Source organism: Stenotrophomonas maltophilia, from assembly GCF_001274595.1.
Classification (GTDB): domain Bacteria; phylum Pseudomonadota; class Gammaproteobacteria; order Xanthomonadales; family Xanthomonadaceae; genus Stenotrophomonas; species Stenotrophomonas forensis.
Genome location: NZ_CP011010.1, coordinates 1,685,977 through 1,710,775 on the forward strand (window position 1 = coordinate 1,685,977; position 24,799 = coordinate 1,710,775).

The window sequence follows — 24,799 nt, forward strand, 5'->3', positions numbered from 1 at the left end:
GGTTCCGGTTCAGAACCAGCGCTGGAACAGCTCCACCGTGTAGCCCACCAGTTGCCCGGAACTGAAACCAAAGAACGCGATGGCCGCCAGCGCGGCAATCCAGTTGAACAGCATCAGCGCGCCATCGCGTTCCAGCAATGCCAGTGCGAACAGCAGCAGCTGGAAGCCGAACAGGAAGTTGGTGAACGGGATCGGCAGCGACAGCAGTACGCCCAGCAGCACCAGCAGCAGGCCGGTGAACGCGTGCGCCGGCAGCGGGGTCAGCAGCTGCGACAGGCGCGGTTTCAGCATCTTGTCCAGGCGCCGCAGCGGCCGGTCGATGCGGTCGAGGAAGCGGTGCATGGTGCCGCGCTTCGGCCCGCGGCGGGCGATGAAGCCGGGCAGCCACGGGCGCCGCAGGCAGCACAGCATCTGCAGGCCGATCAGGATCACCAGCGGGCCGCTGACCGCGCCGCCCATGCCCGGGATCGGGATGAACGACGGCAGGATCGCCACGAACAGGAACACGCCGAACGCGCTCTGTTGCAGGTTGCACAGGATCTGGCCGAGCGGCATGTGCTCGGCCGGGTCGCCGGAGGCGAACATCTCCAGCAGGGTACGGATGCCCTCGTTGCGGTAGGCCGAGCGCTCGGCGCCCGGACCCTGGCCGGCCTCAGGCGGTAAGCTCATCGGCCTGCTCGTCGGACAGCGTGCGCAGCAGCAGCTTGTCCACCCGCGCACCGTCCAGGTCGACGACTTCGAATCGCCAGCCGGCCCAGTCGAAGTATTCGCCGGCATGCGGGATGCGGCCGAAGTAGTGGATGCACATGCCGGCCAGCGTGTAGTAGTCGCCGTCCTCGGCATCGGGCAGGTCGTTGCTGCCGATCAGCTCGCGCAGGTCCTCGATCGGCAGCGAGCCATCCACCAGCAGCGAGCCATCCTCGCGGGTCACCACCAGCGCATCCTCGTCGGCGTTCTCCACCGCCTGCAGGCGGCCGACCACGGCCCCCATCAGGTCGCTGATGGTCACCAGGCCCTGGATCTCGCCGTACTCGTCCACCACCAGCGCCATCGACTGCTGTTCCTCGCGGAAGATCTCCAGCAGCTTCATCGCATGGGTCGATTCGGAAACGTACAGCGGCTCGCGCAGGGTCTGGAACAGCGCGGTGTCGCCGCGCGCCATGCGCGTGGCCAGCGACTTCAGCTCAAGCACGCCGACCACGTCCATGTCGTTGTCGCGGTACACCGGGTACCGCGAGAACTCATGCTCGGCCATGATTTCCAGGTTGCGCTCCAGCCCGGCCTGGGTGTCGAGCCAGGCAATGCGGTTGCGCGGGGTCATCAGGCTGTCGGCGGTGCGGTCGCCCAGGCGCATGACACGGTTCATCATGTCGCGCTCGTGGGCATCGATCACGCCGGCCTCATGGCTTTCGGCCACCAGCATGCGGATCTCTTCTTCGGTCACCGAGGCGACTTCATCCTTGCCCAGGCCGAACAGCCGCAGCACCAGCTGGGTGGTCCTGGACAGCAGCCACACGAAGGGAAGGGCCAGTTTGGCCAGCCAGCTCATCGGCATCGCCACCAGGCCGGCAATGGCCTCCGAACGGGTCAGCGCCAGGCGCTTGGGAACCAGTTCGCCGAAGATCAGGGTGATGAAGGTGATCAGGCTGACCGCCAGCGCAGTGCCGACGTTGCCAGCGTAGGCAAAGCCCGGCATCAGGCCCTGGATCCAGCCGGCGAAGGCCTCGCCCAGCGCTTCACCGCCGAGGTAGCCGGTCAGCACGCCGATCACGGTGATGCCGATCTGCACGGTGGACAGGAAGCTCTCCGGCTTTTCCGACAGCTCCAGTGCCTTGGCGGCCCGCTTGGAGGTGGCGGCCATCTGCTTCAGGCGGCTCTTGCGCGAGGTCATGACCGACATCTCGGACATGGCGAAGAAGCCGTTCAGCAGAACAAGCGCGAAGACAATCAGGATCATTTCAAACACGGGCGTCGTCCCCGGTTGGTGGCAGGGAGGGCGGGTGCTTGCGATGGCGGCTGGCGCTCAGGAGCGGGGTCCGGCGCGGCGCTGGGGGATAAGGGTCGTCGTCCATAAGGTGCGCCCGAAGGCGCGCTGGCATCTTAGCAAAGGGGCGTGGCAGGGTGGCAACTGCCTGTTCAGGTTGGGCGGGCCAAGGCCCGGAAAGGGGGCAGGGATACCCGAGATGGTCATCTAGCCGTCATAATTCCGTCTGGTGCCGTCCTTCCCGCGACGGCTGACAGGTTTCTCAATGTTCTCTCTGCAGACCATTTTCGGTTCCGGCAAACAGTTCTACACCCTGCTCGATGAGGCCGCCGTCGCGGCATCCGACGCCGCCAAGGCGCTGCATTCCATGCTGCGCGAGGCCGACCGCCAGCCGGCGCTGGACGCTTTCAAGCTGGCCCGCCTGCGCGAACGCGCGGCCTCGGACAAGATCAGCCAGGCGCTGGTGGACAGCTTCATGACCCCGATCGAGCGCGAAGACATCGAAGCGCTGGGTTCGGCGCTGTACAAGATTCCCAAGCAGATCGAGAAGTTCGCCGATCGCTATTCGCTGGCCACGACCCACCTGGAGCACATCGACTTCGCGCCGCGCGCGGCGATGCTGGAACAGGCCGCCGGGGTGGTGGTGGAGATGGTGGCCGACCTGCGCCACATGAACCTGGACCGGATGACCGCGCTCAACGAGAAGCTGCGCTCGCTGGAGAACGAGGCCGACCGGCTGATGCTCGAGCTGTACCGCGACATCTATTCGGGCCGCCTGGACAACCTGCAGATGTTCCTGCTGAAGGAATTCTTCGAGATCCTGGAAAAGGCCATCGACCGCTGCCGCGAGGCCGGCGTGGTGGCGTACCAGATCGTGTTGAAGAACAGCTGACGGACGCCGCCGCATGTTGACCCTTGTCCTGGTGGTGATCCTGGCCGCGCTCGTCTTCGAGTTCATCAACGGCTTCCACGACACTGCCAACTCCATTGCCACCGTGGTGGCGACCAAGGTGCTCTCGCCCGGCTGGGCGGTGATGCTGGCCGCCTTCATGAACCTCATCGGTGCACTGACCGGTACCGCGGTGGCGCTGACCATTGCTTCGGGCCTGCTCAACACCAACGTGGTCGACGTCACCCCGCAGGTGATCCTGTGCGCCCTGCTGGGCGGCATCATCTGGAACCTGATCACCTGGTGGAAGGGACTGCCGTCCTCGTCCTCGCACGCGCTGATCGGCGGCCTCTGCGGCGCCGGACTGGCCGCTGCGCACAACAACTGGGACGCGCTGATCTGGTCCGAGCGCCTGGGCAGCTGGGCGCAGAACAAGGGCCTGCTGTGGAAGGTGTTCGTGCCGATGATCACCTCGCCGATCGCCGGCTTCCTGCTTGGCATCGTGGTGATGGTGCTGCTGTGGGGGCTGATCGCCGGCCTGGCCAAGATCGGTGGTGCCATCGGCCGCCTGGCCCGTCCGCGCATCGTCAACGCGTTCTTCGGCAAGGCACAGATCGCCTCGGCGGCCTACATGGGCTTTGCCCACGGCCACAACGACGCGCAGAAGACCATGGGCATCATCGCGATGACCCTGATCGGTGCCGAAGCGACCGGCGCACTGAACGACCTGCCGTCGTGGCTGGCCTTCATGCACCCGGACGCCCATGCCGGTGACGGCATCGCGATGTGGATCGTGCTGACCTGCGCCGTGGTGATGGCCGCCGGTACCGCTTCGGGCGGCTGGAAGATCATCAAGACCCTGGGCCACAAGATGGTCAAGCTGCATCCGATCCACGGCTTCGCCGCGGAAACCAGCTCGGCCACCATCCTGACCCTGGCCGCCCACTTCGGCATGCCGGTCTCGACCACCCACAGCATCTCCACCGCGATCATGGGCGTCGGCTTCGCCAAGAACCCGCGTTCGCTGAAGTTCGGCGTGATCGAACGCATCGTCTGGGCCTGGATCCTGACCATCCCGGCGGCCGGTGGCTGTGCCTACCTGATCCTGAAGCTGTTCGAGCTGTTCGGCTGGACCTGATCTGCAGGCACACGTTGCACAAAAAAAGCCCGCCGGATTCCGGCGGGCTTTTTTCATGGGCAAAGAATTTTTCCGCATCCATCGTGTCGACCAAGGTCGACACCCGCCAGAGCAGAAACCGGGATCCGATCCCGTGCCGGCCAACGGTCGGCATCCATCGGCAGCAGCGGGAAACTGTCGAAGGCGGGGTGGGTCCGGTTGCGGGGGTGTCCGCGGCATGGATGCCGCGGCCAAGCCCCCAGGGACGGGTTCACGGCGTCCCCCGCAACCGGACCCATCCCGCCAACCCACTGGAACCCGGCTTTTGACGTTGCCGTTGCCGTCAGCGGGTGCCGGGCCGCAGGCCCGGCCGAACACCTCAATTACGCTGGAACAGCGCCTGCACATCCCTGCGGAACGCCGCCTGGCTGTCCGCCCGGCTGTAGAACATGTGCCCGCCCGGATAGCTGCGCACCTGCACGCGATCCGGGTTGCTGCCCATCGCCGGCATCTGGTCCACCGTCAGGATCGACCCCATGAACGGACACGACAGGTCGTTCCAGCCATGCACGATCAGCACCTGCAGATGCGGATCGATCGCCACCGCCTGCCGCAACTGGGTCACCGCACCCTGGCGCAGCTCACCATTGCGGTCCCACAGCCGGTTCACGTCGTAGTTCAGAGCCTGGTAGCGCGCATCCACCTTCCAGCCGACCACGCGGGTCACGAAGTCGACCATCGCCGTGGTGGTCGGCGCGATGATGCTGTCCAGCAGCGGATCATTGGCGCGCTGCTCCGGATCGTTCGGGAACGGATCGAATGCGGTCACGTTGGAATCGTAGCGGCTGCCCAGCGTGCCCTTGTCGCGGAACACTTCACGCAGGTACGCCTGCGTTTCCAGGCGGCCACCGGCGCGGCGCACGAACTGTGGGTCCAGTCCGGTCAGCTCGGTCACCCTGCGCAGCATCGCTTCGGTCGCCTGCGGATCGCTGCGGCCCTTCATCAGCGCCGTCGCGTAGTCGCCGCGGGTGTATTCGACCACCTCGCGCATCGCTGCATCGGTCAGCCTGCCCTGGCGCTCCAGGTGCGCGGCGGCAATTGACGGCAGCGTCTGCATCCAGGCCATCGGCGAGACATCGGCGTTGTCTTCCAGGGTCGGGCTCAGATAGGGCGAGACCAGCACCAGGCCGTTCATCGCCACGCCCAGCCGGGTCTGCAGGAAGTGGGTGATGCGCGGGCCGCGATAACCGCCATAGCTCTCGCCGGTCAGGTACTTGCGTGAGGCCATGCGCTGGTTGCGCAGCAGCCAGTCGTAGATCGAGCGCGACAGGTACTCGATGTCGGCGCTGGGGTTGTACAGCGCTTTCTTGGCTTCGTCATCGCCGATGCGTGCACGGCTGAAGCCGGTGCCGACCGGATCGATGAACACCAGGTCGGTGAAGTCCAGCCAGGTACCCGGATTGTCATGCAGGGTAGCCGGCGCCGAGGCGCTGTCGCCCTCCGAACCGAAGGTCACCACCTTGGGCCCGATCGCGCCCATGTTGAGGTAGACCGACGACGCGCCGGGCCCGCCATTGAGCGCGAAGGTCACCGGCCGGTCCTTGCCCGGCATCGTGTAGGCGGTGAACACCACGTCGGCGATCACCTTGCCCTTGGCATCGCGCACCGGCAGGGTGCCGACGGTGGCGGTGTAGTCCAGGGTGCGGCCGGCCAGGTGCATGCTCTGGCGTGCCGACGCATCGGCCGGCAGGGCGGGCGCTTCGGTCTTGTCGTCTTTCGGATCGGGCTTGGCCTCGGCGTCGGGCGCGGCCAGCACGCTGGCCGGGGCGATGAGCAGGCCGACGCAGAGCGCGGCGATATGCAGCAGGGACTTCATGGCACCGTTTCGGCAGCGGAAGGGGGTTCCGATGCTAGGCCGGGGAGGGCCGCGCCGTATGTGTCCAAAGGCATGTCCGCAGGCTGCAGCCTCCAGCAGCCAGATTGGGTCAAGCGGGCAGGGCGGCGGCCGCGTCGTCGTCGGCCAGCAGGCCGTAGACGGCCGAGTCAGAGAGTTCCCCCTGGATTCGCCAGCGCTGCCGCAGCACGCCCTCGCGGTGGAAGCCCAGCCGTTCCAGCACGTGTGCGGAAGGCGCATTGCGCGGGTCTATCTCGGCTTCGACGCGATGCAGGCGCAGCGTGCGGAACAGATAGGCCAGCACCTGCTGCAGCGCCTCGTGCATGTAGCCCTGGCCCTGCTGGTCGGGCGCCAGCAGGTAGCCGATCTCTGCGCGCGCGGCGTCACGGTCCACGGCGAACACCACGCAGACGCCGAGCAGCGGGCCGTCCATGGATTCGCGCACGGCCAGTTTCAGCTGGGTGCCGATGGCATGGGCGGCAAGATCGTCATCGATCTGTTCGCGCGCCTCGGCCGGTCGTGTCCAGGCCGGGTGGTTCCACCAGCGCATCACGTCCGGATCCGACTGCAGTACGAACAACGCGGCAGCGTCGTCGCGGCGGATCGGGCTCAGGACCAGCCGCGCGCTGTGCAGCGGCAGGCCGGGGAACAGCTGCGAGTGGCTGGCCAATACGGTGGTCCACGCGGATGGACGCGCATTATGGCGCCGCCGGGTTTGCCGATGGGGGCGGGATGAGTCCGGCCGCCAACCGGTAGTGCCTGCCTCCAACTGGTAGTGCCGGCCGCTGGCCGGCAACCTCGACTGCCGGCCAGCGGCCGGCACTACCAGAGGATGGCGTCAGACTTCCAGCGAAGCCAGGTCGCCCTTGGTTTCCAGCCAGCCCTTGCGGTCGGAGGCGCGCTTCTTGGCCAGCAGCATGTCCATCAGCGAACTCGTCTGCTCGCGATCGTCCACGGTCAGCTGCACCAGGCGGCGCGTATCCGGGTGGATGGTGGATTCACGCAGCTGCGGCGGGTTCATCTCGCCCAGGCCCTTGAAGCGGGTCACGTTGATGGCGCCCTTGATCTTCTCGCGTTCGATCTTGTCCAGCATCGAGCGCTTTTCTTCCTCGTCCAGGGCGTAGAACACCTGCTTGCCCACGTCGATGCGGAACAGCGGTGGCATCGCCACGAACACGTGGCCGGCATCGACCAGCGCCGGGAAGTGCTTCAGGAACAGCGCGGTGAGCAGGGTGGCGATGTGCAGGCCGTCGGAGTCCGCGTCGGCCAGGATGATGACCTTGCCGTAGCGCAGCCCGCTGATGTCATCCTTGCCCGGGTCGCAACCGATGGCGATGGCCAGGTTGTGCACTTCTTCCGAGGCCAGCACGCTGTTGGAGGAAACTTCCCAGGTATTCAGGATCTTGCCGCGCAACGGCATGATCGCCTGGAAGTCCTTGTCGCGGGCCTGCTTCGCGCTACCGCCTGCCGAGTCACCTTCCACCAGGAACAGCTCGGTGCGCGACAGGTCCTGGCTGATGCAGTCGGCCAGCTTGCCGGGCAGCGCCGGGCCCTGGGTGACCTTCTTGCGGACGACCAGCTTCTCGGTCTTGAGGCGCGCGCTGGCGCGTTCGATGGCGATCTGCGCGATCTTCTCGCCCAGCTCCACGTTCTGGTTCAGCAGCAGGCTGAAGGCATCGTGGGCCGCGCCCTCGACGAAGCCGGCGGCCTGGCGCGAGGACAGGCGTTCCTTGGTCTGTCCGCTGAACTGCGGGTCGGTCATCTTCAGCGACAGCACGAACGACACGCGGTCCCACACGTCTTCCGGGGCCAGCTTGACGCCGCGCGGCAGCAGGTTGCGGAAGTCGCAGAACTCGCGCAGCGCCTCGGTCAGGCCGGTACGCAGGCCGTTGACGTGGGTGCCGTGCTGCGCGGTGGGAATCAGGTTGACGTAGCTTTCCTGTACCAGTTCACCTTCCGGCAGCCAGGCCACGGCCCAGTCCACCACCTCGGTGTCCTTCTTCAGGTTGCCGACGAACAGGTCGGCCGGCAGCGATTCGCGCTCGCCCAGTTCCAGCTTCAGGTAATCGCGCAGGCCGTCTTCGTAGTACCAGGTATCGACTTCACCGGTGGCTTCGTCGGTCAGCTTGACGGTCAGGCCGGGGCACAGCACCGCCTTGGCGCGCAGCAGGTGCTTGAGTGCGCGCACCGCGAACTTCGGCGTATCGAAGTACTTCGGGTCCGGCCAGAAGCGCACGCGGGTACCGGTGTTCTTCTTGCCGACGCTGCCGACCACTTCCAGCGGGGTGGCGCGGTCGCCATTGCGGAAGGTGATGCGGTGTTCGGCGCCTTCGCGCTTGATGTGCACTTCCACCAGGGTCGACAGCGCGTTCACCACGCTGACGCCGACGCCGTGCAGGCCGCCGGAGAAGGTGTAGTTGTTGTTGCTGAACTTGCCGCCCGCATGCAGGCGGGTGAGGATCAGTTCGACGCCCGGGATCTTCTCTTCCGGGTGGATGTCCACCGGCATGCCGCGGCCGTCATCGCTGACCTCCACGCTGCCGTCCTTGTACAGGGTGATCTCGATCGAGCGGGCGTGGCCGGCCAGGGCCTCGTCCACCGAGTTGTCGATCACTTCCTGCGCCAGGTGGTTCGGGCGCGCGGTGTCGGTATACATGCCGGGACGGCGCTTGACCGGGTCAAGGCCGGACAGGACTTCAATATCGGCGGCGTTATAGCGGGCGTTCATCTATCTTCAAAGCGCGGAGCGACGCGCAAGTGTGCGGTCTGGACGGCGATTTTGCACGCCTGCGGTTCAGCCTCGGCGCCGGGGAGGGGGTAAAATGGCAGCCGCTGGAATCTGAACGCCGGCGACCCCGGTTGGGTCGAAACGTCCAAGCCATACCGCGAGGAGGACCTCATGAAGAAGTTGCTGACCATTGCGATCCTGGCCGCTGCCGCCGTTGCAGTGCCGCTGGTGGTGGCGCAGAACGCCGGCCAGCCGGCGCCGCAGCAGGGTGACCAGGCCGACAAGGCGCAGGCCGAGGCGGATGCCAAGGCCAAGCGTCGCGCGCAGGCCACTGCCGAAATGAAGGCGCAGGGCCAGCCGGCCCCGCAGCAGGAAGAGGAAGAAGAGGCGAGGAAGAAGAAGTAATCCTTCCACCCTCCGAAGCCCTTGCCGCAAGGGATTCGCCCCCCGACGCCCCGCTCTGCGGGGCGTTTCTTTTGGGTGATGGCCGCAACTGCCTCTTGGGTTGGCGGCCATCAATCTGTAAACTACGGCTTTCCGGGAGTAAGTGCGTGTCCACCCTTTGCGAATGGGCTGGCGCGACCATGCGTGGTCGCCAGCAATGCGGGTCGCAGGTGACGGTCGATAGGGCCGGCACGGCCGCCCCGACCTCGCACGGTGGTCCCCGTCCGGCGCCTGCCGCCGCACGGTTCCGCACCTCCCTCGCTGCCCCAGCGAACCGGAAAACCCCCTTCAGGCTCCATGCCCGCCCCCAGGGCGCGCGTGGTGCTGCCGTTTTCCATTTCCAGACAGGATGCTTGCAGCCATGACTCCCTTGATTTTCGTAACCGGCGGCGTGGTGTCCTCGCTCGGCAAAGGCATTGCCGCGGCGTCACTGGCCGCCATTCTCGAAGCCCGTGGCCTGAAGGTCACGATGATGAAGCTCGACCCGTACATCAACGTGGACCCGGGCACCATGAGCCCGTTCCAGCACGGTGAGGTGTACGTCACCGACGACGGCGCCGAGACCGACCTCGACCTGGGCCACTACGAACGCTTCGTGCGCACCCGCCTGAGCCGCAAGAACTCGGTCACCACCGGCCGCATCTACGAGAACGTGATCCGCAAGGAGCGTCGCGGCGACTACCTGGGCGCCACCGTGCAGGTCATTCCGCACATCACCGACGAGATCCGCCGCTGCATCGACGAAGCCACCGAAGGCTATGACGTGGCGCTGGTCGAGATCGGCGGCACCGTGGGCGACATCGAATCGCTGCCGTTCCTGGAGGCGATCCGCCAGGTGCGCACCGAGCGCGGCCCGGAGAAGGCGCTGTTCATGCACCTCACCCTGGTGCCGTACATCGGCGCCGCCGGCGAGCTGAAGACCAAGCCGACCCAGCACTCGGTGAAGGAACTGCGCTCGATCGGCATCCAGCCGGACGTGCTGCTGTGCCGTTCCGAGCAGGCTGTGCCGGATTCGGAGCGCCGCAAGATCGCGCAGTTCACCAACGTCTCCGAACGCGCCGTCATCAGCGTGCCTGACGTGGACGTGCTGTACCGCATTCCGTCCGGCCTGCACGCGCAGGGCCTGGACGAGATCGTCGTCAACCAGCTGAAATTGGCCGACAAGGCCGGTCCGGTCGACCTGTCGATGTGGGAGGATGCGGTCGACGCGACCCTGCACCCGCTGGACGAAGTCACCATTGCTGTGGTCGGCAAGTACGTCGACCACCAGGATGCCTACAAGTCGGTGGGCGAGGCGCTCAAGCACGGTGGCCTGCGCCAGCGCACCAAGGTCAACCTGAAGTGGCTGGAAGCCCAGGACCTGGAAGGCACCGACATGGCCGCGCTGGCCGACGTCGACGGCATCCTGGTGCCGGGTGGCTTCGGCGACCGTGGTTTTGAAGGCAAGGTGCTGACCTCGAAGTTCGCGCGCGAGCAGCAGGTGCCGTACTTCGGCATCTGCTACGGCATGCAGGCGGCGGTGGTTGATTACGCCCGCAACGTGGTCGGCCTGGAAGGCGCCAACAGCACCGAGAACGATCGCCAGTCGCCGAACCCGGTGATCGGCCTGATCACCGAATGGCGCACCGCTACCGGCGATGTCGAGAAGCGTGACGACAAGAGCGACCTGGGCGGCACCATGCGCCTGGGCCTGCAGGAACAGCGCCTGAAGCCGGGTACGCTGGCCCGTGAGCTGTACGGCAAGGATGTGGTCGCCGAGCGCCATCGCCACCGTTACGAGTTCAACAACCGCTACCGCACCCAGCTGGAAGACGCGGGCCTGGTGATCGCCGGCAAGTCGATGGACGACACCCTGGTGGAAGTGGTCGAGCTAGCGCGCGATGTGCACCCGTGGTTCCTGGCCTGCCAGGCGCACCCGGAATTCCTGTCCACGCCGCGTGACGGCCACCCGCTGTTCATCGGTTTCATCCGTGCCGCGCGCGAGCGCAAGGCGGGCGGAAAGCTGCTTTCCGAAGTGCGCGCCTGACTTGTGAATGGGGGCTTCGGCCCCCATCCTGCATGCTTCAACCCCCAGCGCACCGGCATGACCGGTGCTGCGGACAACAAGGAAACGCCATGAAACTGTGTGGATTCGAGGTCGGGCTGGACCAGCCCCTGTTCCTGATCGCGGGCCCCTGCGTGATCGAGTCGATGCAGCTGCAGCTCGATACCGCCGGCAAGCTGAAGGAGATCACCGACCGCCTCGGCGTCAACTTCATCTTCAAGTCCAGCTTCGACAAGGCCAACCGCACTTCGGGCACCGCCTTCCGCGGCCCGGGAATGGAAGAGGGCCTGAAGGTGCTGGCCGAGGTGAAGAAGCAGATCGGCGTGCCGGTGCTGACCGACGTCCATGAATACACCCCGATGGACGAAGTGGCCTCGGTGGTGGACGTGCTGCAGACCCCGGCGTTCCTGGTCCGCCAGACCGACTTCATCCGCAAGGTGTGCTCGGCCGGCAAGCCGGTCAACATCAAGAAGGGCCAGTTCCTGGCGCCGTGGGACATGAAGCCGGTCGTGGAAAAGGCCAAGGCCACCGGCAACGAGCAGATCATGGTCTGCGAGCGCGGCGCCAGCTTCGGCTACAACAACCTGGTCAGCGACATGCGTTCGCTGGCGGTGATGCGCGACACCGGTTGCCCGGTGGTGTTCGATGCCACCCATTCGGTGCAGCTGCCGGGCGGCCAGGGCACCAGTTCGGGCGGCCAGCGCGAGCACGTGCCGGTGCTGGCCCGTGCCGCAGTGGCGGTGGGTATCTCCGGCCTGTTCGCCGAGACCCATCCGGATCCGTCCAAGGCCCTGTCCGATGGCCCCAATGCGTGGCCGCTGGATCAGATGGAAGCCCTGCTCGAGACCCTGATGGAGCTCGATGCGGTGACCAAGAAGCACGGCTTCTCGCGCTTCGCGTGAGTCGCGACCCGTGGGTGGCGCTGGACGCCCAGCGTCACCGTCGGCACTGGAAGCAATGGCCGTGGGGCTTGATCGCACTCGGCCTGGCCGTGCTGTTCACGATGGGCATGTTCGGCCTGGTGCTGATCGGCGCCGCGTCGGTGCGGCCGCCCGGTGATGGCGGCAGCGCAATCAATCTGCGCGCATATTTCATGGCATTGCTGGCGGCAGAGCTGCTGGCTGCCGTGGGCTGCGCCGTGTCCGCCGTACTGGCCTGGCGGCTGAATCGCGGCAAGGTGGCGGCGGGCCTGGCGGTCATCCTGCTGTCGCTGTGGCTGGGTGCCCTGTTCTACGGTCTTCTTTGATGAATACGAGCGCGTCGGCGCGCGGTTGGCCCTGGGGCCTGATCGCGCTGGGGCTGTCCGTGCTCGCCTGGGCGTCCCTGCTGCTGGGTGTAATGGCCTTTGCGGCCAGCTTCGGCTCGCCGGGTGACGGCAACCACGGCATGCGGGCCATGCAGTACTGGATTCTGGCCGCTCTGGTCATGCTCGGCCTGTCGTTCGTCGGCAGTGCGGTGGCGATGGTGCTGGCCTGGCGATGGCAGCGTGGACCCATCTGGGCAGCCATTGCCGGTGCGCTGTTGGCGATGCTGCTGTCGCTGGTCCTGATCGTGATCGGGTCCAGCTGGGGCTGATGCCGATCAGGCCATTTGGCAAGTGGCGGGCAGCCGGGGATAATCACGCGGCATTCGTTTTGTCGCCCCCTCTCCATACAGGTAACCGGCCCGACCATGAGTACGATCCGCAGCATCCACGCCCGTGAAATCCTCGACAGCCGTGGCAACCCCACGCTGGAAGCCGAAGTCATCCTGGAGGACGGTTCGTTCGGTCGTGCCGCGGTTCCCTCCGGCGCCTCGACCGGCACCAAGGAAGCGGTCGAGCTGCGTGACGGCGACAAGACCCGTTACCTGGGCAAGGGCGTGCGCAAGGCCGTCGACAACGTCAACGGCGCCATTGCCAACGCGCTGAAGGATTTTGAAGCCACCGACCAGGCCGGCCTCGACCGTCGCCTGATCGACCTCGACGGCACCGAGAACAAGGGTCGCCTGGGTGCGAACGCGCTGCTGGGTGTTTCGATGGCTGCCGCGCACGCTGCCGCCGCTTCGAACAAGCAGGCGCTGTGGCAGTACCTCGCCGCCAAGACCGGCGTGACCCCGTCGCTGCCGGTGCCGATGATGAACATCATCAACGGCGGCGCGCATGCCGACAACAACGTCGACTTCCAGGAATTCATGGTGCTGCCGGTGGGCTTCACCTCGTTCTCCGAAGCGCTGCGTGCCGGCACCGAGATCTTCCATTCGCTGAAGTCGGTGCTGAAGGGCCACGGCCTGAGCACGGCGGTCGGCGATGAAGGCGGCTTCGCACCGGACTTCCGCAGCAACGTCGAAGCGCTCGACACCATCCTCGAAGCGATCGGCAAGGCCGGCTACACCGCCGGTGAAGACGTGCTGCTGGGCCTGGACGTGGCCTCCAGCGAGTTCTTCGAGAACGGCAAGTACAACCTGGTTGGCGAGAACAAGCGCCTGACCTCCGAGCAGTTCGTCGACTTCCTCGCCGACTGGGCCGCGCAGTACCCGATCATCACCATCGAAGATGGCCTGGCCGAGAACGACTGGGCCGGCTGGAAGCTGCTGACCGATCGCATCGGCAAGAAGGTGCAGCTGGTCGGTGACGACCTGTTCGTGACCAACCCGAAGATCTTCCAGGAGGGCATCGACTCAGGCACCGCCAACGCGATCCTGATCAAGGTCAACCAGATCGGCACCCTCAGCGAAACCCTGGAAGCGATCGCCATGGCCGACCGTGCCGGCTATGCCGCCGTGGTCTCGCACCGTTCGGGCGAAACCGAAGACACCACCATCGCCGACATCTCGGTTGCCACCACCGCAACCCAGATCAAGACCGGCTCGCTGTGCCGCAGCGATCGCGTGGCCAAGTACAACCAGCTGCTGCGCATCGAGGAAGCCCTTGGTGCCGGCGCGCGTTACGCCGGTCGTGACGCGTTCGTTTCGCTGAAGCGCTGAGCCGATGCGCGACTGGCGCTGGATGCTGCTGGTGCTGGCCCTGCTGCTGGGCTGGCTGCAGTACCGCTTCTGGTTCGGTCCGGGCAATTCGGGTGAAGTGATGATGCTCGAAGCGCAGGTCGCCAACCAGGAGCGGGACAATGAGGGCCTGCAGCAGCGCAACGATGCGCTTGCTGCCGAAGTGAAGGACCTCAAGGAAGGCCAGTCCGCCATCGAGGAGCGCGCGCGCAGCGAGCTGGGCATGATCAAGCCCGGCGAGAAGTTCTACCGCGTGGTCGAAGATGCGCCGGTTGCACCGGCGCAGTCTGCGGCAGGTGCCAATGCCCAGGCCGCCGAACATCCGGCGGACGTGCCGTGAGCGCGGCGATCTGGGTGGTGGTTCCGGCCGCCGGCCGAGGCACCCGCTTTGGCGCGCCACTACCCAAGCAGTACCTGCAGGCGGGCGGGCAGATCCTGCTCGCCCACACCCTGGACGCGCTGCTGGCGCATCCGGCCGTGGCCGGGGCAATGGTGGTGGTCGGGCAGGACGACGCCGACTGGCCGGGCTGGACCGAGTGGGCGGGCAAGCCGGTGCTGACCTGCATCGGCGGCGCGACCCGTGCCGCTTCGGTGCTGGCCGGGTTGCAGGCGCTGCCGGAGTCGGTGCGCGCCGACGAGTTCGTGCTGGTCCACGACGCGGCGCGTCCGAACCTGTCGCTGGCCGATCTCGGTCGCCTGCTTGAAGTCGGTCGTGCCGATCCGGTCGGCGCGATCCTGGCCGCGCCGGTGCGCGACACGCTCAAGCGCGCGGGCGACGATGGTGGCATCGATGGCACCGAGCCGCGCGAACGGCTGTGGCGTGCGTTGACCCCGCAGCTGTTCCGTCGCCACCAGCTCAGCCGTGCGCTGTCCGAGGCTGCGGCCGCCGGTGTCGAGGTCACCGACGAGGCCATGGCCATGGAGCGCCAGGGCCAGCGCCCGCTGCTTGTGGAAGGCAGCGAGGACAACTTCAAGGTCACCACCCCGGCCGATCTGGACCGGTTCGAATTCGTACTTTCCCGCCGCGCCGGCTGATTGCCCGCGCGGCCCTGCTGCAAGGGTTGCATCCATGAGCACCGCACCGTTCCCGCCCGTCCGCATCGGCCAGGGCTACGACGTCCATGCCTTCGGTGAAGGCGATCACATCATGCTTGGCGGCGTGAACGTACCGCACAGCTGTGGCGTGCTCGCGCACAGCGACGGCGACGTGATCCTGCATGCCCTGTGCGATGCCATGCTCGGCGCGCTGGCGCTGGGTGACATCGGCCAGCACTTCCCCCCGAGTGATGATCGCTGGAAGGGCGCCGACAGCAGTGAGTTCGTGCGCCACTGCGACAGCCTGCTGCGCGAGCGCGGCTGGCGCGTCGGCAACACCGACATCACCGTGATCTGTGAGCGACCCAAGGTTGGACCGCATGCGCTGGCGATGCGCGAGCGCATCGGCGGGCTGCTGCAGCTGCCGCTGGACGCGGTCAGCGTCAAGGCCACCACCTCGGAAAAGCTCGGCTTCACCGGCCGCGGTGAGGGCATCGCTGCTCAGGCGGTGGTGCTGCTGGTGGCGGCATGATTCCGGTACCGCTGGCGTTCGGTGCGCCGCTGCTCACCGCACGCATCCGCACCACGCCGGACGATTTCCAGGTCGACGAACTGCCGGCCTTCGAGGCCACGGGTGAAGGCGAGCACCTGCTGCTGCACATCCGCAAGCGCGGTGCCAATACCGTGCACGTGGCCAAGCTGCTGGCGGCGTGGGCTGGCCTGCCGGAAATGGCGGTCAGCTATGCCGGCATGAAGGATCGCCACGCCGTCACCACCCAGCGCTTCAGCGTGCACCTGCCCAAACGCATCGCGCCGGATCTCGCCGCGCTGGCCAGTGATGAGATTGAAGTGCTCGACGCCACCTGGCACAACCGCAAGCTGCAGCGCGGCGCACTGGCCGGCAACCGCTTCAAGCTGGTGCTGCGCGACGTGAAGGGGGATCGTGCAGCGATCAGCGAACGCCTGCAGCAGATTGCCGAGCGCGGCCTGCCGAACTGGTTCGGTGAGCAGCGCTTCGGCCGCGACGGCGGCAACGTGCCTGCGGCCCTGGCGATGTTCGGTGGCCGTCGCATGCGCAAGGACCAGCGTTCGCTGCTGCTGTCGGCTGCCCGTTCCGCACTGTTCAACCGCGTGCTGGCCGCGCGCGTGGAGCAGGGCAGCTGGGACCAGCCGCTGGACGGCGAAGTGTGGATGCTGGACGGCAGCCGCAGCGTGTTCGGCCCCGAGCCCTATACCGATGTACTGGCCGAACGCCTGGCGCGCTTCGACATCCATCCCAGCGCACCGCTGTGGGGCGAGGGCGAGCTGCGCAGCACCGACGCTGCACGTGAGCTCGAATTGGCAGCGCTGGACGACGAGGAATCGAAAGCGCTGCGGGCCGGCCTGGAAGACGCACGCCTGAAACAGGAGCGCCGCGCGCTGCGCCTGCGTCCGGCGTTGCTGCAGCACGTGTGGCTGGCCGATGACGTGCTGGAACTGTCGTTCGCACTGCCGCCAGGCTGCTACGCCACCGCAGTGCTGCACGAACTCGGCCCGGTCGAAGACGCCTCGCAGGCCTGACCGAAAAAAGGGGGCGGAGGGGATTAAGTCGTTTGTGCCTCAAACGACTTAATCCCCTCCGTCCCATTTTTCATCTGCGCGCCAGCAGCACCAGCACCGCGCCGGTACCGCCTTGCCCGGTCGGTGCCGAATGGAACGCCAGCACATCGTTGCGCAGGCGCAGATGGCGATCGACCAGGTTCTTCAGCACCGGCGCGCCGCCATCGGACTGCAGGCCCTTGCCGTGGATGATGCGTACGCAACCATATTCGTGAGCATGCGCCTCCAGCAGGAACTGGCGCAGCAGCGACTCGGCCTGCGCGGCGGTGGCGCCATGCAGGTCCAGTTCGTCCTGCACCGAATACTGGCCACGCTTCAGCCGCTGGAACAAGCGCGGCGGCAGGTTGTCGCGCCGATAGCTGGCCACATCGCCGGCTTCCAGTGGCGAGCTGTCGCGCAGCAGCCGGGCGAATTCGCCAGCCGCTTCGGCCTCGTCACGTTCGGCCATGCGCGCGCGCGGCTTGGGCCGCGGCGCGGCCGGGGCCGGTTCGGCATCCTTGCGCAGCGGCGTCACTTCGCCGATGGCCGCACGGAACAGGGCGGCCGGATCTTCGTCTTCAGGGTGCGACATGCGCACAGGGTAAACCGCCGGCGCAGGTCTGCCTATGACGGTTCGATGTCGGCCCTGACTGCCGGCAGGGTAGGACCCGCGGCTCGCATGCGGCACAATAGACGATGCCCTTGCAGGGTCGACGGCTTCCGCAGGGGAGTACGGCGGTCCCGCCCACACTGCACGGTGACGGAATCGAATTCTTGGAAAATCAAGCGGTTAAATCGAAGATGCGAATCCTGGTCAGTAACGACGACGGCGTCGACGCCGCAGGCATCCGGATGCTGGCCTCGGTCCTGCGCGAGGCAGGCCACGAAGTCACGGTGGTCGCACCCGACCGCGATCGCTCCGGCGCCAGCAACTCGCTCACCCTGGACCTGCCGATCCGCCTCAAGCGCATCGACCATTACACCGTTTCGGTGGCCGGTACGCCGACCGACTGCGTGCACCTGGCGCTGACCGGCCTGCTGGAGTTCGAGCCCGACATTGTCGTGTCCGGCATCAACAACGCCGCCAACCTGGGCGATGACGTGATCTATTCCGGCACCGTCTCGGCGGCAATGGAAGGTCGCTTCCTCGGCCTGCCGGCAGTGGCGGTCTCGCTGGTCAGCCGCAACCACGATCCGAAGCACTTCGAGACCGCCGCGCGTGCCGCGGTGGAAATCGTCGCCCGGCTCAAGGCCGATCCGCTGCCGGCCGACACCATCCTCAACGTCAATGTGCCTGACCTGCCGTGGAACGAGGTCAAGGGCTTTGAAGTCACCCGGCTCGGCAACCGCCATCGCGCCGAAGGCTGCATCGCGCAGAAGGACCCGCGCGGCAACGAGGTGTACTGGATCGGCCCGGCTGGTCGCGAGCAGGACTCCGGCCCCGGCACCGACTTCCATGCGGTGCGCACCGGGCATATCTCGATCACCCCGATCCAGGTCGACCTGACCCGCTACCAGGCGCTGGAGAAGGTGGCCAGCTGGGTCGGCGGCCTCAGTGCCGCGCTGGACCGGCCGGCATGAGTCCACGCCTGCGATTGCAGCCGGAAGCTGTCGGCATCGGCATGACCTCGCAGCGCGTGCGTGATCGCCTGGTCGATCGCCTGCGCGAGGCCGGCATCGTCGACGAGCCCACCTTGAATGCGATCCGGGTGGTGCCGCGCCATCTGTTCATCGACGAGGCGCTGGCCTCGCGCGCCTACGAAGACACCGCGCTGCCCATCGGCCACGGGCAGACCATTTCGCAGCCGTGGGTCGTGGCGCGGATGACCGAGGCGGTGCTGCAGGGTGCACCGAAGCGGGTGCTGGAGGTCGGTACGGGTTCCGGCTACCAGGCGGCCATCCTCGGCGCGCTGGGCCTGGAGGTCTACACCGTGGAGCGCATCGGAGACCTGCTGCGGCAGGCGCGCAAGCGCTTCCGGGCGCTGGGCATGAACATCCGCACCAAGCATGACGACGGCCGCGTCGGCTGGGCCGAGCACGGCCCGTTCGATGCCATCGTGGTCACTGCTGCGGCGCCGGCACTGGTTGACGCACTGGTCGAACAGCTGGCCGAGGGCGGCCGGTTGGTGGCACCGGTCGGCGGCCCCGGAGCGCAGTCGCTGGTACAGCTGGACCGCAAGGCTGACGGCAGCATCGAACAACGCGTGCTGGCGCCGGTCACCTTCGTGCCGCTGCTGTCTGGCATGCTCGACTAATCCACGGAGCAGGGTTGCATGAAGATTTTCGGGCCGCTGTACGAGCGGGCGATGAAGTGGGCGGCGCACGAACGCGCGCCGACCTACCTGACGGTGTTGAGTTTCTTCGAGGCGATCATCTTCCCGGTGATGCCGGAGGTGATGCTGGCGCCGATGTGCGTGGCCCAGCCCAAACGCGGCTGGTGGTTTGCCACCCTCAGCCTGGCCGGCTCGATGGTCGGCGCACTGATCGGCTATGCACTGGGCCATTTCGCCTTCGAGGCGATCAAGCCGCTGTTCGAGGCGATGGGCATGCTGCCAGCGATCGAGCAGGGCATCACCACCGTGCAGGCAAAGATGGCCGAATCGCCGTGGGCGGTGTTCACCTTCCTGGTGCTGGGCGGCTTCATGCCGATCCCGATGAAGGTCTTCACGTGGGCATCGGGTATCGTCGGCGTACCGATGCCGCAGTACCTGCTGAGCATGCTGATCGGTCGTGGCAAGCGCGTGTACGTGCTGGCCGCGGTCATCCGGATCGGTGGCGCGCGTGCCGAAGCGGCGCTGCGCCGCTGGATTGAACCGCTGGGCTGGATCGCCACCGCGTTGGTGGTGGTGCTGATCGCCTGGCTTGTATGGAGGTCGAAGTTCGCATGAGTCCTGATCGTCTGAGCAAGGGAGTGCGCATAGGCGCGCTGGCGTTGCTGGTTTCCACCCTGGCCGCCTGTGGCACCGCGACTGTGGTCCGCCCCGGTGGCGGCGGCAGCAGCGGGGGCGTGACCACGCCAAAGACCTCGGTGCCCAAGCCGGGGCAGACCGTGGTCGTGCGCAAGGGTGACACCATCTATGCGCTGGCCCGCATCCACGACATCACTCCGGCCGACCTGATCGCCTGGAACAGCCTGGACAACCCCTCGACGATCCATCCGGGCCAGGTGATCCGGCTGTATCCGGCTGGTGCCAGTGGCGGCCGCGCGCCGACCACGGTGGTCACCGCCCCGCGTTCCGGTGGCAGCAGTGCCGGCAGCACCGCGCCGACCACCGCACCGGCGGGTCCGGTGAAGAGCAACATCGCCTGGCGCTGGCCGGCCGATGGCGCGATCGTTGGCCGTTACGTGGCCGGCGACGCGACCAAGCAGGGCGTCGACATCGCCGGCACCAGCGGCCAACCGGTGAAGGCCACGGCCAATGGCGTGGTGGTGTATTCCGGCGCCGGCCTGGTCGGCTACGGCGAGCTGATCATCATCAAGCACAGCGACCAATGGCTGTCGGCCTATGGCCACAACCGCAAGCGCCTGGTGAATGAAGGCCAGAGCGTGAAGGCGGGTGAGCAGATCGCCGAGATGGGCCGCACCGGCGCGAACCGCGACATGGTCCACTTCGAGATTCGCTACAACGGCAAGCCGGTCGACCCGCAGCAGTACCTGCCGGCACGCTGATCGCCGTTGGATCGGGTAGCGCCGGGCAATGCCCGGCCTTCCTGACTTGTAGCGTCGAGCCATGCTCGACTCGGGTAGCGTAGAGATGCGGTCACTTGCGATCTTGTGTGTTGCAGGCTCGCCTTCACGACGGATGGAATACCCGGCATTCTTGAGTGGTCCCATTCGCCCCGGTGCCCCATGTTCCGCTTTGCTTCCGCTCTCGTGCTGCTCATCGTCGCGCCATTGGCGACCGCCGCCAGCGATCCGCGTGACGTGGTTACCCGTCTCTACGACGCCATCCAGGCACCGGCGTCGAACGAAACGGCCATTCCGCCGCTGCTGGGCGATGCCCTGCGTTCAGCGATTGATGCTCAGCGCGCTTACGAGCGGGCCTGCAGCGCGCTGGCCGCGCGCGACGAAAAGCCGCACATGCTCGACCAGAGCCCGTATCTGCTGGCACCGGATCGGCCGGAAACGATATCCGTAGGAATGCCCGCATCGAGCGGTGACGCCACCTGGATCCGCGTTGACATGGCCGTAGGCGACTATCGCTGGACCGACCGGGTCCTGCTGCAGCGCCAGGACCGCGACTGGAAGGTCATGGATATCCGCTGGGGGCAGGGTGGCAACCTGATTGGCCGGCTCAAGGCGTTCTCGGCCTTCCGCTGCACAGCTTCGGGCAGCTAGCGCCGGGGCGCACCCGGCGACTCGAACTCAGCCTTCCAGGATGAAGGCGGCGGCGACCTTGCGGCCTTCGGCGGCCAGGATGTTGAAGGTGCGTGCGGCGGCCGGATTGTTCATCACTTCCAGGCCAATGCCGCGCGACAGGCAGGCGGCCATCACCACGGCCGGCGGGAACACCTGGCGGTCGCCGGTGCCAAGCACGATCAGCGCCGGGTTCAGTGCCAGGATTGGCTCCAGGTCGGCCAGCTGCAGTTCGGCGGCCTGCTTCACCGGCCAGTGCTCGACCAGCTGGTCCGGGGTCAGGAAGAAGCTGCTGCCCAGCGCCTGGTCGTTGACCCGCGCCGAGCGGCCGTCGGCGGCGCGCAGGCTGTAGGCGTAATCAGGCGGTTCGTGGTTCAGCTGCATGGCAGTGGGCGATCAGCCGCGCGGCAGCACGATCTGGCGCTGTTCCTTGCTCGGGCGGTACAGCACGGCAACGTGGCCGATGCGCTGCACCAGCGCGCTTTCGGTGGCTGCGACAATCTCGCCGATCATCACGTCACGGGCGTCGCGGTCCTCGGCAGCGACCTTCACCTTGACCAGCTCATGGCGCTCCAGCACTTCGTTCAGCTCAGCGATGAAGGCCGGGGTCACGCCCTTGCCGCCGGTCTGCAGCAGGGCCTTCAGGTCGTGGGCTTGGCCGCGCAGGAAACGGGTCTGGGAGGCGGTCAGGGCGATGGACATGCAGGAAAAGACGGTTGAATGGGGCGATCAGGGTATCATGAGGACCCCATCAGCCCCTATTTTCAATGGCAACCCGCAGCAAAAGCAGCCAGCGCTGGCTCAAGGAACACTTCTCCGACCCCTTCGTGAAGAAGGCGCAGGCCGAAGGCATGCGCTCGCGCGCCGCCTACAAGCTCGAAGAACTGCTCGAACGTGACCGGTTGCTGAAGCCGCACATGGTCGTGGTCGACCTGGGAGCGGCCCCGGGAGGCTGGTCTCAGCAGGTCCGGAGACAGATCGGCGACACCGGCCGCGTGCTGGCGCTGGACATCCTGGATATGCCGCCGCTGGCCGGCGTGGAGTTCCTTCATGGTGACTTCAGGGAAGAAGCCGTCCTATCTCAGTTTGAAGCCATGCTCGGGGATCAGCCGGTAGACCTTGTGCTGTCGGACATGGCCCCCAATAAGAGTGGTGTGGGCGCGGTCGACCAGCCGCGGATGATGCACCTGGCGGAGCTGGCCCTGGATTTTGCCGACAACCACCTGAAGACCGGTGGGGCCTTCCTGATCAAGCTGTTCCAGGGTGAAGGCTTTGACGACTATGTGCGCGAAATGCGCCGCAGGTACGACAAGGTCTCCATCCGCAAGCCGGAAGCCTCGCGCAAGCGCTCTCCCGAGGTGTATGCCTTGGGTCAGGGAAAACGCGCCCACATGAAGTAAGCTCGCAACGTACGCAAGTTCGACCCCAACGCAACGCCAGCACTAAGAGGAACACCGGAGCCAATGAGGATGAACGACTTGACCAAGAACCTCCTGCTATGGGTGGTCGTCGCCGTCGTGCTGATGGTGGTCTTCCAGAGCTTCTCGCCCAAGACCTCCGGGGCCGGGGCGCAGGGTGCGTCGTACTCGCAGTTCCTGGACCAGGTGGACAGCGGCAACGTGCAGAAGGTCGCCTTCGGCGGCGACATGCGCGGCGGCACCAGCCAGCTGACCTACACCACCCGCGGTGGGCAGTCGTCCACCATCACCGCACCGTTCGATCGTGACCTGATCAACGTGCTGCGCACCAAGAACGTGGAGATCGTGCAGGAAGAGCCGTCCAGCGGCATCTCCCTGGGCGCGATCCTGATGAACTTCCTGCCGGTCATCCTGATCATCGGCTTCTGGTTGTTCATCATGCGCCAGATGCAGGGCGGTGGCGGCGGTGCCAAGGGCGCGATGTCCTTCGGCAAGTCGCGCGCCAAGCTGCAGGGCGAAGACCAGATCAAGGTCACCTTCGCCGACGTCGCTGGCTGCGACGAGGCCAAGGAAGAAGTGGGCGAGCTGGTCGACTTCCTGCGCGACCCGTCCAAGTTCACCAAGCTGGGCGGCAAGATTCCGCGCGGCGTGCTGATGGTGGGCCCGCCGGGTACCGGCAAGACGCTGCTGGCCAAGGCCATCGCCGGCGAAGCCAAGGTGCCGTTCTTCTCGATCTCCGGTTCGGACTTCGTGGAAATGTTCGTCGGCGTCGGCGCCAGCCGCGTGCGCGACATGTTCGAGCAGGCCAAGAAGCACGCCCCATGCATCATCTTCATCGACGAAATCGACGCCGTCGGTCGCCACCGTGGTGCCGGCCTGGGCGGCGGTCATGACGAGCGCGAGCAGACCCTGAACCAGCTGCTGGTCGAGATGGACGGCTTCGAGGGTGGCGAGGGTGTGATCGTGATCGCCGCGACCAACCGCCCGGACGTGCTGGACCCGGCGTTGCTGCGTCCGGGCCGTTTCGACCGCCAGGTCGTGGTGGGCCTGCCGGACGTGAAGGGCCGCGAGCACATCCTGAAGGTTCACATGCGCAAGCTGCCGCTGGCCGACGACGTCGAGCCGATGGTGATCGCGCGCGGTACCCCGGGCTTCTCCGGTGCCGATCTGGCCAACCTCTGCAACGAGGCGGCGCTGTTCGCCGCGCGTGGCAACGAGAAGGAAGTCCGCATGGACCACTTCGACCGTGCCCGCGACAAGATCCTGATGGGTGCCGAGCGCCGCTCGATGGCCATGAGCGAGGAGGAGAAGACCCTCACCGCCTACCACGAAGCGGGCCACGCCATCGTCGGCCGCCTGGTGCCCGAGCATGACCCGGTCTACAAGGTCACCATCATTCCGCGCGGTCGCGCGCTGGGCGTGACCATGTACCTGCCGGAAGGCGACAAGTACTCGATGAACCGCGTGGCGATCAAGTCGCAGCTGTGCTCGCTGTACGGTGGCCGCGTTGCCGAGGAACTGATCTTCGGTGCCGACAAGGTCACCACGGGCGCCTCCAACGATATCGAGCGCGCCACCAAGATGGCCCGCAACATGGTCACCAAGTGGGGCCTGTCCGACCAGCTCGGTCCGATCGCCTATGGTGAAGAGGACGACGAGGTGTTCCTGGGCCGCTCGGTCACCCAGCACAAGAGCGTGTCCAACGACACCGCGCGCCGCATCGACGAAGAAGTGCGCAACATCCTCGATGAGGCCTACGCACGCACCACCGAGCTGATGACGGCCAACCTGGACAAGCTGCACGCCATGTCGCAGCTGCTGCTGCAGTACGAGACCATCGACGCGCCGCAGATCGACGCCATCATGGAAGGTCGCGATCCGCCGCCGCCGGCCGGCTGGAACAAGTCGAACAAGGATGGTGGCAACGACAAGGGCGGTGACGCCCGCCCGCTGCCGCCGATCGCAGGCCCGGCCGAATCGCACTGACGGCCCGCTGCACGTGACACCAGACGAGGCCGGGGCAACCCGGCTTCGTCGTTTCCGGGCCATTGGCCCCTTCCGAAGCACCGAACTGACGCTGGAGCCCGCATGTCCGCCCCGAAGCCCGAACCGATTTCCCACACCGTCGAGATGGTCATCGCCACCGTGGTGGGCGTGGGGGTAGGCCTGGGTGCCGACAACCTGCTGCTGGGCTGCGTGGTGGGTATCGCGGTCGGTATCGTGCTGAGCATCGCCAAGACCCTGTACGTGGACCGCAAGCGCCGCCGCCGTTGAGGGGTACCGGCAGGGCTGCGCCCTGCACCCGTGGTAGTGCCGGCCGCTGGCCGGC

The 24,799-nt window shown here is 66.6% G+C and carries 28 protein-coding genes; 20 read left to right on the forward strand and 8 right to left on the reverse strand.

What is annotated here, in order from left to right:
- Positions 1-9: 9 nt before the first annotated feature.
- Positions 10-669 carry an exopolysaccharide biosynthesis protein gene (locus VN11_RS07815; RefSeq protein WP_053449336.1) on the reverse strand — a complete coding sequence of 220 codons (660 nt, stop codon included), beginning with the start codon at positions 667-669 and terminating at the stop codon, positions 10-12.
- Complete coding sequence (locus tag VN11_RS07820) at positions 653-1,957, reverse strand: hemolysin family protein (RefSeq protein WP_053449337.1); 1,305 nt, start codon at positions 1,955-1,957, stop codon at positions 653-655. The genes VN11_RS07815 and VN11_RS07820 overlap by 17 nt, the downstream gene beginning before the upstream one ends.
- A 292-nt stretch (positions 1,958-2,249) precedes the next feature.
- On the opposite strand from VN11_RS07820, the gene VN11_RS07825 reads away from it, so the two are divergent.
- On the forward strand, positions 2,250-2,876 hold the full coding sequence (locus VN11_RS07825) for a DUF47 domain-containing protein (protein WP_004152833.1): 627 nt from the start codon (positions 2,250-2,252) through the stop codon (positions 2,874-2,876).
- Positions 2,877-2,889: 13 nt separating this feature from the next.
- On the forward strand, positions 2,890-4,011 hold the full coding sequence (locus VN11_RS07830; RefSeq protein ID WP_006431323.1) for an inorganic phosphate transporter: 1,122 nt from the start codon (positions 2,890-2,892) through the stop codon (positions 4,009-4,011).
- A gap of 358 nt (positions 4,012-4,369) precedes the next feature.
- Here the strand turns inward: VN11_RS07830 and VN11_RS07835 are convergent, their stop codons facing one another.
- From VN11_RS07835 to parE, 3 genes are all read right to left on the reverse strand, one after another.
- Positions 4,370-5,866, reverse strand: coding sequence for a S10 family peptidase (locus tag VN11_RS07835; RefSeq protein WP_053449338.1), 1,497 nt, complete (start codon positions 5,864-5,866; stop codon positions 4,370-4,372).
- Between the two features lie 109 nt (positions 5,867-5,975).
- The gene (locus tag VN11_RS07840; protein ID WP_053449339.1) at positions 5,976-6,554 is read right to left on the reverse strand and encodes a GNAT family N-acetyltransferase; all 579 of its coding nucleotides are present in this window, start codon (positions 6,552-6,554) and stop codon (positions 5,976-5,978) included.
- Positions 6,555-6,722: 168 nt separating this feature from the next.
- Entirely contained in the window at positions 6,723-8,612 is a 1,890-nt protein-coding gene (gene parE / locus VN11_RS07845; protein ID WP_049458019.1) for a DNA topoisomerase IV subunit B, read from the reverse strand.
- Between the two features lie 171 nt (positions 8,613-8,783).
- Here parE and VN11_RS07850 point away from each other — a divergent pair, with 171 nt between their 5' ends.
- The 10 genes from VN11_RS07850 to truD all read left to right on the forward strand — a co-directional run bounded on the left by VN11_RS07850 (position 8,784) and on the right by truD (position 16,677).
- Positions 8,784-9,017 (forward strand): hypothetical protein, encoded by a 234-nt coding sequence (locus VN11_RS07850; protein ID WP_006431442.1) that lies wholly within the window; start codon positions 8,784-8,786, stop codon positions 9,015-9,017.
- Between the two features lie 400 nt (positions 9,018-9,417).
- Complete coding sequence (locus VN11_RS07855; RefSeq protein WP_053449340.1) at positions 9,418-11,082, forward strand: CTP synthase; 1,665 nt, start codon at positions 9,418-9,420, stop codon at positions 11,080-11,082.
- A gap of 89 nt (positions 11,083-11,171) precedes the next feature.
- Positions 11,172-12,002, forward strand: a complete 831-nt coding sequence (kdsA, locus tag VN11_RS07860; RefSeq protein ID WP_006431480.1) for a 3-deoxy-8-phosphooctulonate synthase — start codon at positions 11,172-11,174, stop codon at positions 12,000-12,002.
- Positions 11,999-12,346, forward strand: coding sequence for a hypothetical protein (locus VN11_RS07865; protein WP_053449341.1), 348 nt, complete (start codon positions 11,999-12,001; stop codon positions 12,344-12,346). The genes kdsA and VN11_RS07865 overlap by 4 nt, the downstream gene beginning before the upstream one ends.
- Positions 12,346-12,675, forward strand: a complete 330-nt coding sequence (locus tag VN11_RS07870; RefSeq protein ID WP_053449342.1) for a hypothetical protein — start codon at positions 12,346-12,348, stop codon at positions 12,673-12,675. Before VN11_RS07865 ends, VN11_RS07870 begins: the two co-directional genes overlap by 1 nt.
- 96 nt (positions 12,676-12,771) lie before the next feature.
- Positions 12,772-14,064: a phosphopyruvate hydratase gene (eno, locus tag VN11_RS07875; RefSeq protein ID WP_053449343.1), complete on the forward strand. Its 1,293-nt coding sequence runs from the start codon at positions 12,772-12,774 to the stop codon at positions 14,062-14,064.
- A gap of 4 nt (positions 14,065-14,068) precedes the next feature.
- Entirely contained in the window at positions 14,069-14,422 is a 354-nt protein-coding gene (gene ftsB, locus VN11_RS07880) for a cell division protein FtsB (RefSeq protein WP_006431483.1), read from the forward strand.
- Positions 14,419-15,117 (forward strand): 2-C-methyl-D-erythritol 4-phosphate cytidylyltransferase, encoded by a 699-nt coding sequence (ispD, locus tag VN11_RS07885; protein WP_053449344.1) that lies wholly within the window; start codon positions 14,419-14,421, stop codon positions 15,115-15,117. Before ftsB ends, ispD begins: the two co-directional genes overlap by 4 nt.
- A 34-nt stretch (positions 15,118-15,151) precedes the next feature.
- Complete coding sequence (gene ispF, locus VN11_RS07890) at positions 15,152-15,649, forward strand: 2-C-methyl-D-erythritol 2,4-cyclodiphosphate synthase (protein WP_014646702.1); 498 nt, start codon at positions 15,152-15,154, stop codon at positions 15,647-15,649.
- Entirely contained in the window at positions 15,646-16,677 is a 1,032-nt protein-coding gene (truD, locus tag VN11_RS07895; RefSeq protein WP_053449345.1) for a tRNA pseudouridine(13) synthase TruD, read from the forward strand. Before ispF ends, truD begins: the two co-directional genes overlap by 4 nt.
- Positions 16,678-16,747: 70 nt before the next feature.
- Here the strand turns inward: truD and VN11_RS07900 are convergent, their stop codons facing one another.
- Entirely contained in the window at positions 16,748-17,287 is a 540-nt protein-coding gene (locus VN11_RS07900) for a Smr/MutS family protein (protein WP_049458012.1), read from the reverse strand.
- 209 nt (positions 17,288-17,496) lie between these two features.
- Here VN11_RS07900 and surE point away from each other — a divergent pair, with 209 nt between their 5' ends.
- From surE to VN11_RS07925, 5 genes are all read left to right on the forward strand, one after another.
- Positions 17,497-18,276: a 5'/3'-nucleotidase SurE gene (gene surE / locus VN11_RS07905; protein ID WP_008266466.1), complete on the forward strand. Its 780-nt coding sequence runs from the start codon at positions 17,497-17,499 to the stop codon at positions 18,274-18,276.
- A complete protein-coding gene (locus VN11_RS07910) occupies positions 18,273-18,950 on the forward strand; it encodes a protein-L-isoaspartate(D-aspartate) O-methyltransferase (protein ID WP_006431541.1) in 678 nt (225 codons plus the stop codon). Before surE ends, VN11_RS07910 begins: the two co-directional genes overlap by 4 nt.
- A gap of 18 nt (positions 18,951-18,968) precedes the next feature.
- A complete protein-coding gene (locus VN11_RS07915; RefSeq protein ID WP_008268526.1) occupies positions 18,969-19,583 on the forward strand; it encodes a YqaA family protein in 615 nt (204 codons plus the stop codon).
- Complete coding sequence (locus tag VN11_RS07920) at positions 19,580-20,365, forward strand: peptidoglycan DD-metalloendopeptidase family protein (protein WP_053449346.1); 786 nt, start codon at positions 19,580-19,582, stop codon at positions 20,363-20,365. The genes VN11_RS07915 and VN11_RS07920 overlap by 4 nt, the downstream gene beginning before the upstream one ends.
- Positions 20,366-20,545: 180 nt before the next feature.
- Positions 20,546-21,034: a hypothetical protein gene (locus VN11_RS07925; protein WP_053449347.1), complete on the forward strand. Its 489-nt coding sequence runs from the start codon at positions 20,546-20,548 to the stop codon at positions 21,032-21,034.
- A gap of 27 nt (positions 21,035-21,061) precedes the next feature.
- On the opposite strand, the gene VN11_RS07930 is transcribed toward VN11_RS07925, so the two are convergent.
- Together VN11_RS07930 and yhbY are read right to left on the reverse strand one after the other, a co-directional pair.
- The gene (locus tag VN11_RS07930) at positions 21,062-21,436 is read right to left on the reverse strand and encodes an Mth938-like domain-containing protein (protein ID WP_053449348.1); all 375 of its coding nucleotides are present in this window, start codon (positions 21,434-21,436) and stop codon (positions 21,062-21,064) included.
- A gap of 12 nt (positions 21,437-21,448) precedes the next feature.
- Positions 21,449-21,754 carry a ribosome assembly RNA-binding protein YhbY gene (gene yhbY, locus VN11_RS07935; protein WP_006431650.1) on the reverse strand — a complete coding sequence of 102 codons (306 nt, stop codon included), beginning with the start codon at positions 21,752-21,754 and terminating at the stop codon, positions 21,449-21,451.
- Between the two features lie 65 nt (positions 21,755-21,819).
- Between yhbY and rlmE the strand changes: the two genes are divergently transcribed.
- The 3 genes from rlmE (at position 21,820) to VN11_RS07950 (ending at position 24,744) form a co-directional block, all read left to right on the forward strand.
- A complete protein-coding gene (gene rlmE / locus VN11_RS07940; RefSeq protein WP_006431652.1) occupies positions 21,820-22,452 on the forward strand; it encodes a 23S rRNA (uridine(2552)-2'-O)-methyltransferase RlmE in 633 nt (210 codons plus the stop codon).
- Positions 22,453-22,521: 69 nt separating this feature from the next.
- Positions 22,522-24,456 carry an ATP-dependent zinc metalloprotease FtsH gene (gene ftsH, locus VN11_RS07945; protein ID WP_014036751.1) on the forward strand — a complete coding sequence of 645 codons (1,935 nt, stop codon included), beginning with the start codon at positions 22,522-22,524 and terminating at the stop codon, positions 24,454-24,456.
- Between the two features lie 102 nt (positions 24,457-24,558).
- On the forward strand, positions 24,559-24,744 hold the full coding sequence (locus VN11_RS07950; RefSeq protein WP_008265807.1) for a hypothetical protein: 186 nt from the start codon (positions 24,559-24,561) through the stop codon (positions 24,742-24,744).
- Positions 24,745-24,799: the final 55 nt, after the last annotated feature.

Coding starts and splice junctions, on each gene's coding strand:
- VN11_RS07815 (WP_053449336.1), bottom strand. CDS start 669: ATGAGCTTACCGCCTGAGGCCGGCCAGGGTCCGGGCGCCGAGCGCTCG.
- VN11_RS07820 (WP_053449337.1), bottom strand. CDS start 1,957: ATGATCCTGATTGTCTTCGCGCTTGTTCTGCTGAACGGCTTCTTCGCC.
- VN11_RS07825 (WP_004152833.1), top strand. CDS start 2,250: ATGTTCTCTCTGCAGACCATTTTCGGTTCCGGCAAACAGTTCTACACC.
- VN11_RS07830 (WP_006431323.1), top strand. CDS start 2,890: ATGTTGACCCTTGTCCTGGTGGTGATCCTGGCCGCGCTCGTCTTCGAG.
- VN11_RS07835 (WP_053449338.1), bottom strand. CDS start 5,866: ATGAAGTCCCTGCTGCATATCGCCGCGCTCTGCGTCGGCCTGCTCATC.
- parE (WP_049458019.1), bottom strand. CDS start 8,612: ATGAACGCCCGCTATAACGCCGCCGATATTGAAGTCCTGTCCGGCCTT.
- VN11_RS07850 (WP_006431442.1), top strand. CDS start 8,784: ATGAAGAAGTTGCTGACCATTGCGATCCTGGCCGCTGCCGCCGTTGCA.
- VN11_RS07855 (WP_053449340.1), top strand. CDS start 9,418: ATGACTCCCTTGATTTTCGTAACCGGCGGCGTGGTGTCCTCGCTCGGC.
- kdsA (WP_006431480.1), top strand. CDS start 11,172: ATGAAACTGTGTGGATTCGAGGTCGGGCTGGACCAGCCCCTGTTCCTG.
- VN11_RS07870 (WP_053449342.1), top strand. CDS start 12,346: ATGAATACGAGCGCGTCGGCGCGCGGTTGGCCCTGGGGCCTGATCGCG.
- eno (WP_053449343.1), top strand. CDS start 12,772: ATGAGTACGATCCGCAGCATCCACGCCCGTGAAATCCTCGACAGCCGT.
- ftsB (WP_006431483.1), top strand. CDS start 14,069: ATGCGCGACTGGCGCTGGATGCTGCTGGTGCTGGCCCTGCTGCTGGGC.
- ispF (WP_014646702.1), top strand. CDS start 15,152: ATGAGCACCGCACCGTTCCCGCCCGTCCGCATCGGCCAGGGCTACGAC.
- truD (WP_053449345.1), top strand. CDS start 15,646: ATGATTCCGGTACCGCTGGCGTTCGGTGCGCCGCTGCTCACCGCACGC.
- VN11_RS07900 (WP_049458012.1), bottom strand. CDS start 17,287: ATGTCGCACCCTGAAGACGAAGATCCGGCCGCCCTGTTCCGTGCGGCC.
- surE (WP_008266466.1), top strand. CDS start 17,497: ATGCGAATCCTGGTCAGTAACGACGACGGCGTCGACGCCGCAGGCATC.
- VN11_RS07910 (WP_006431541.1), top strand. CDS start 18,273: ATGAGTCCACGCCTGCGATTGCAGCCGGAAGCTGTCGGCATCGGCATG.
- VN11_RS07915 (WP_008268526.1), top strand. CDS start 18,969: ATGAAGATTTTCGGGCCGCTGTACGAGCGGGCGATGAAGTGGGCGGCG.
- VN11_RS07920 (WP_053449346.1), top strand. CDS start 19,580: ATGAGTCCTGATCGTCTGAGCAAGGGAGTGCGCATAGGCGCGCTGGCG.
- VN11_RS07925 (WP_053449347.1), top strand. CDS start 20,546: ATGTTCCGCTTTGCTTCCGCTCTCGTGCTGCTCATCGTCGCGCCATTG.
- VN11_RS07930 (WP_053449348.1), bottom strand. CDS start 21,436: ATGCAGCTGAACCACGAACCGCCTGATTACGCCTACAGCCTGCGCGCC.
- yhbY (WP_006431650.1), bottom strand. CDS start 21,754: ATGTCCATCGCCCTGACCGCCTCCCAGACCCGTTTCCTGCGCGGCCAA.
- rlmE (WP_006431652.1), top strand. CDS start 21,820: ATGGCAACCCGCAGCAAAAGCAGCCAGCGCTGGCTCAAGGAACACTTC.
- ftsH (WP_014036751.1), top strand. CDS start 22,522: ATGAACGACTTGACCAAGAACCTCCTGCTATGGGTGGTCGTCGCCGTC.
- VN11_RS07950 (WP_008265807.1), top strand. CDS start 24,559: ATGTCCGCCCCGAAGCCCGAACCGATTTCCCACACCGTCGAGATGGTC.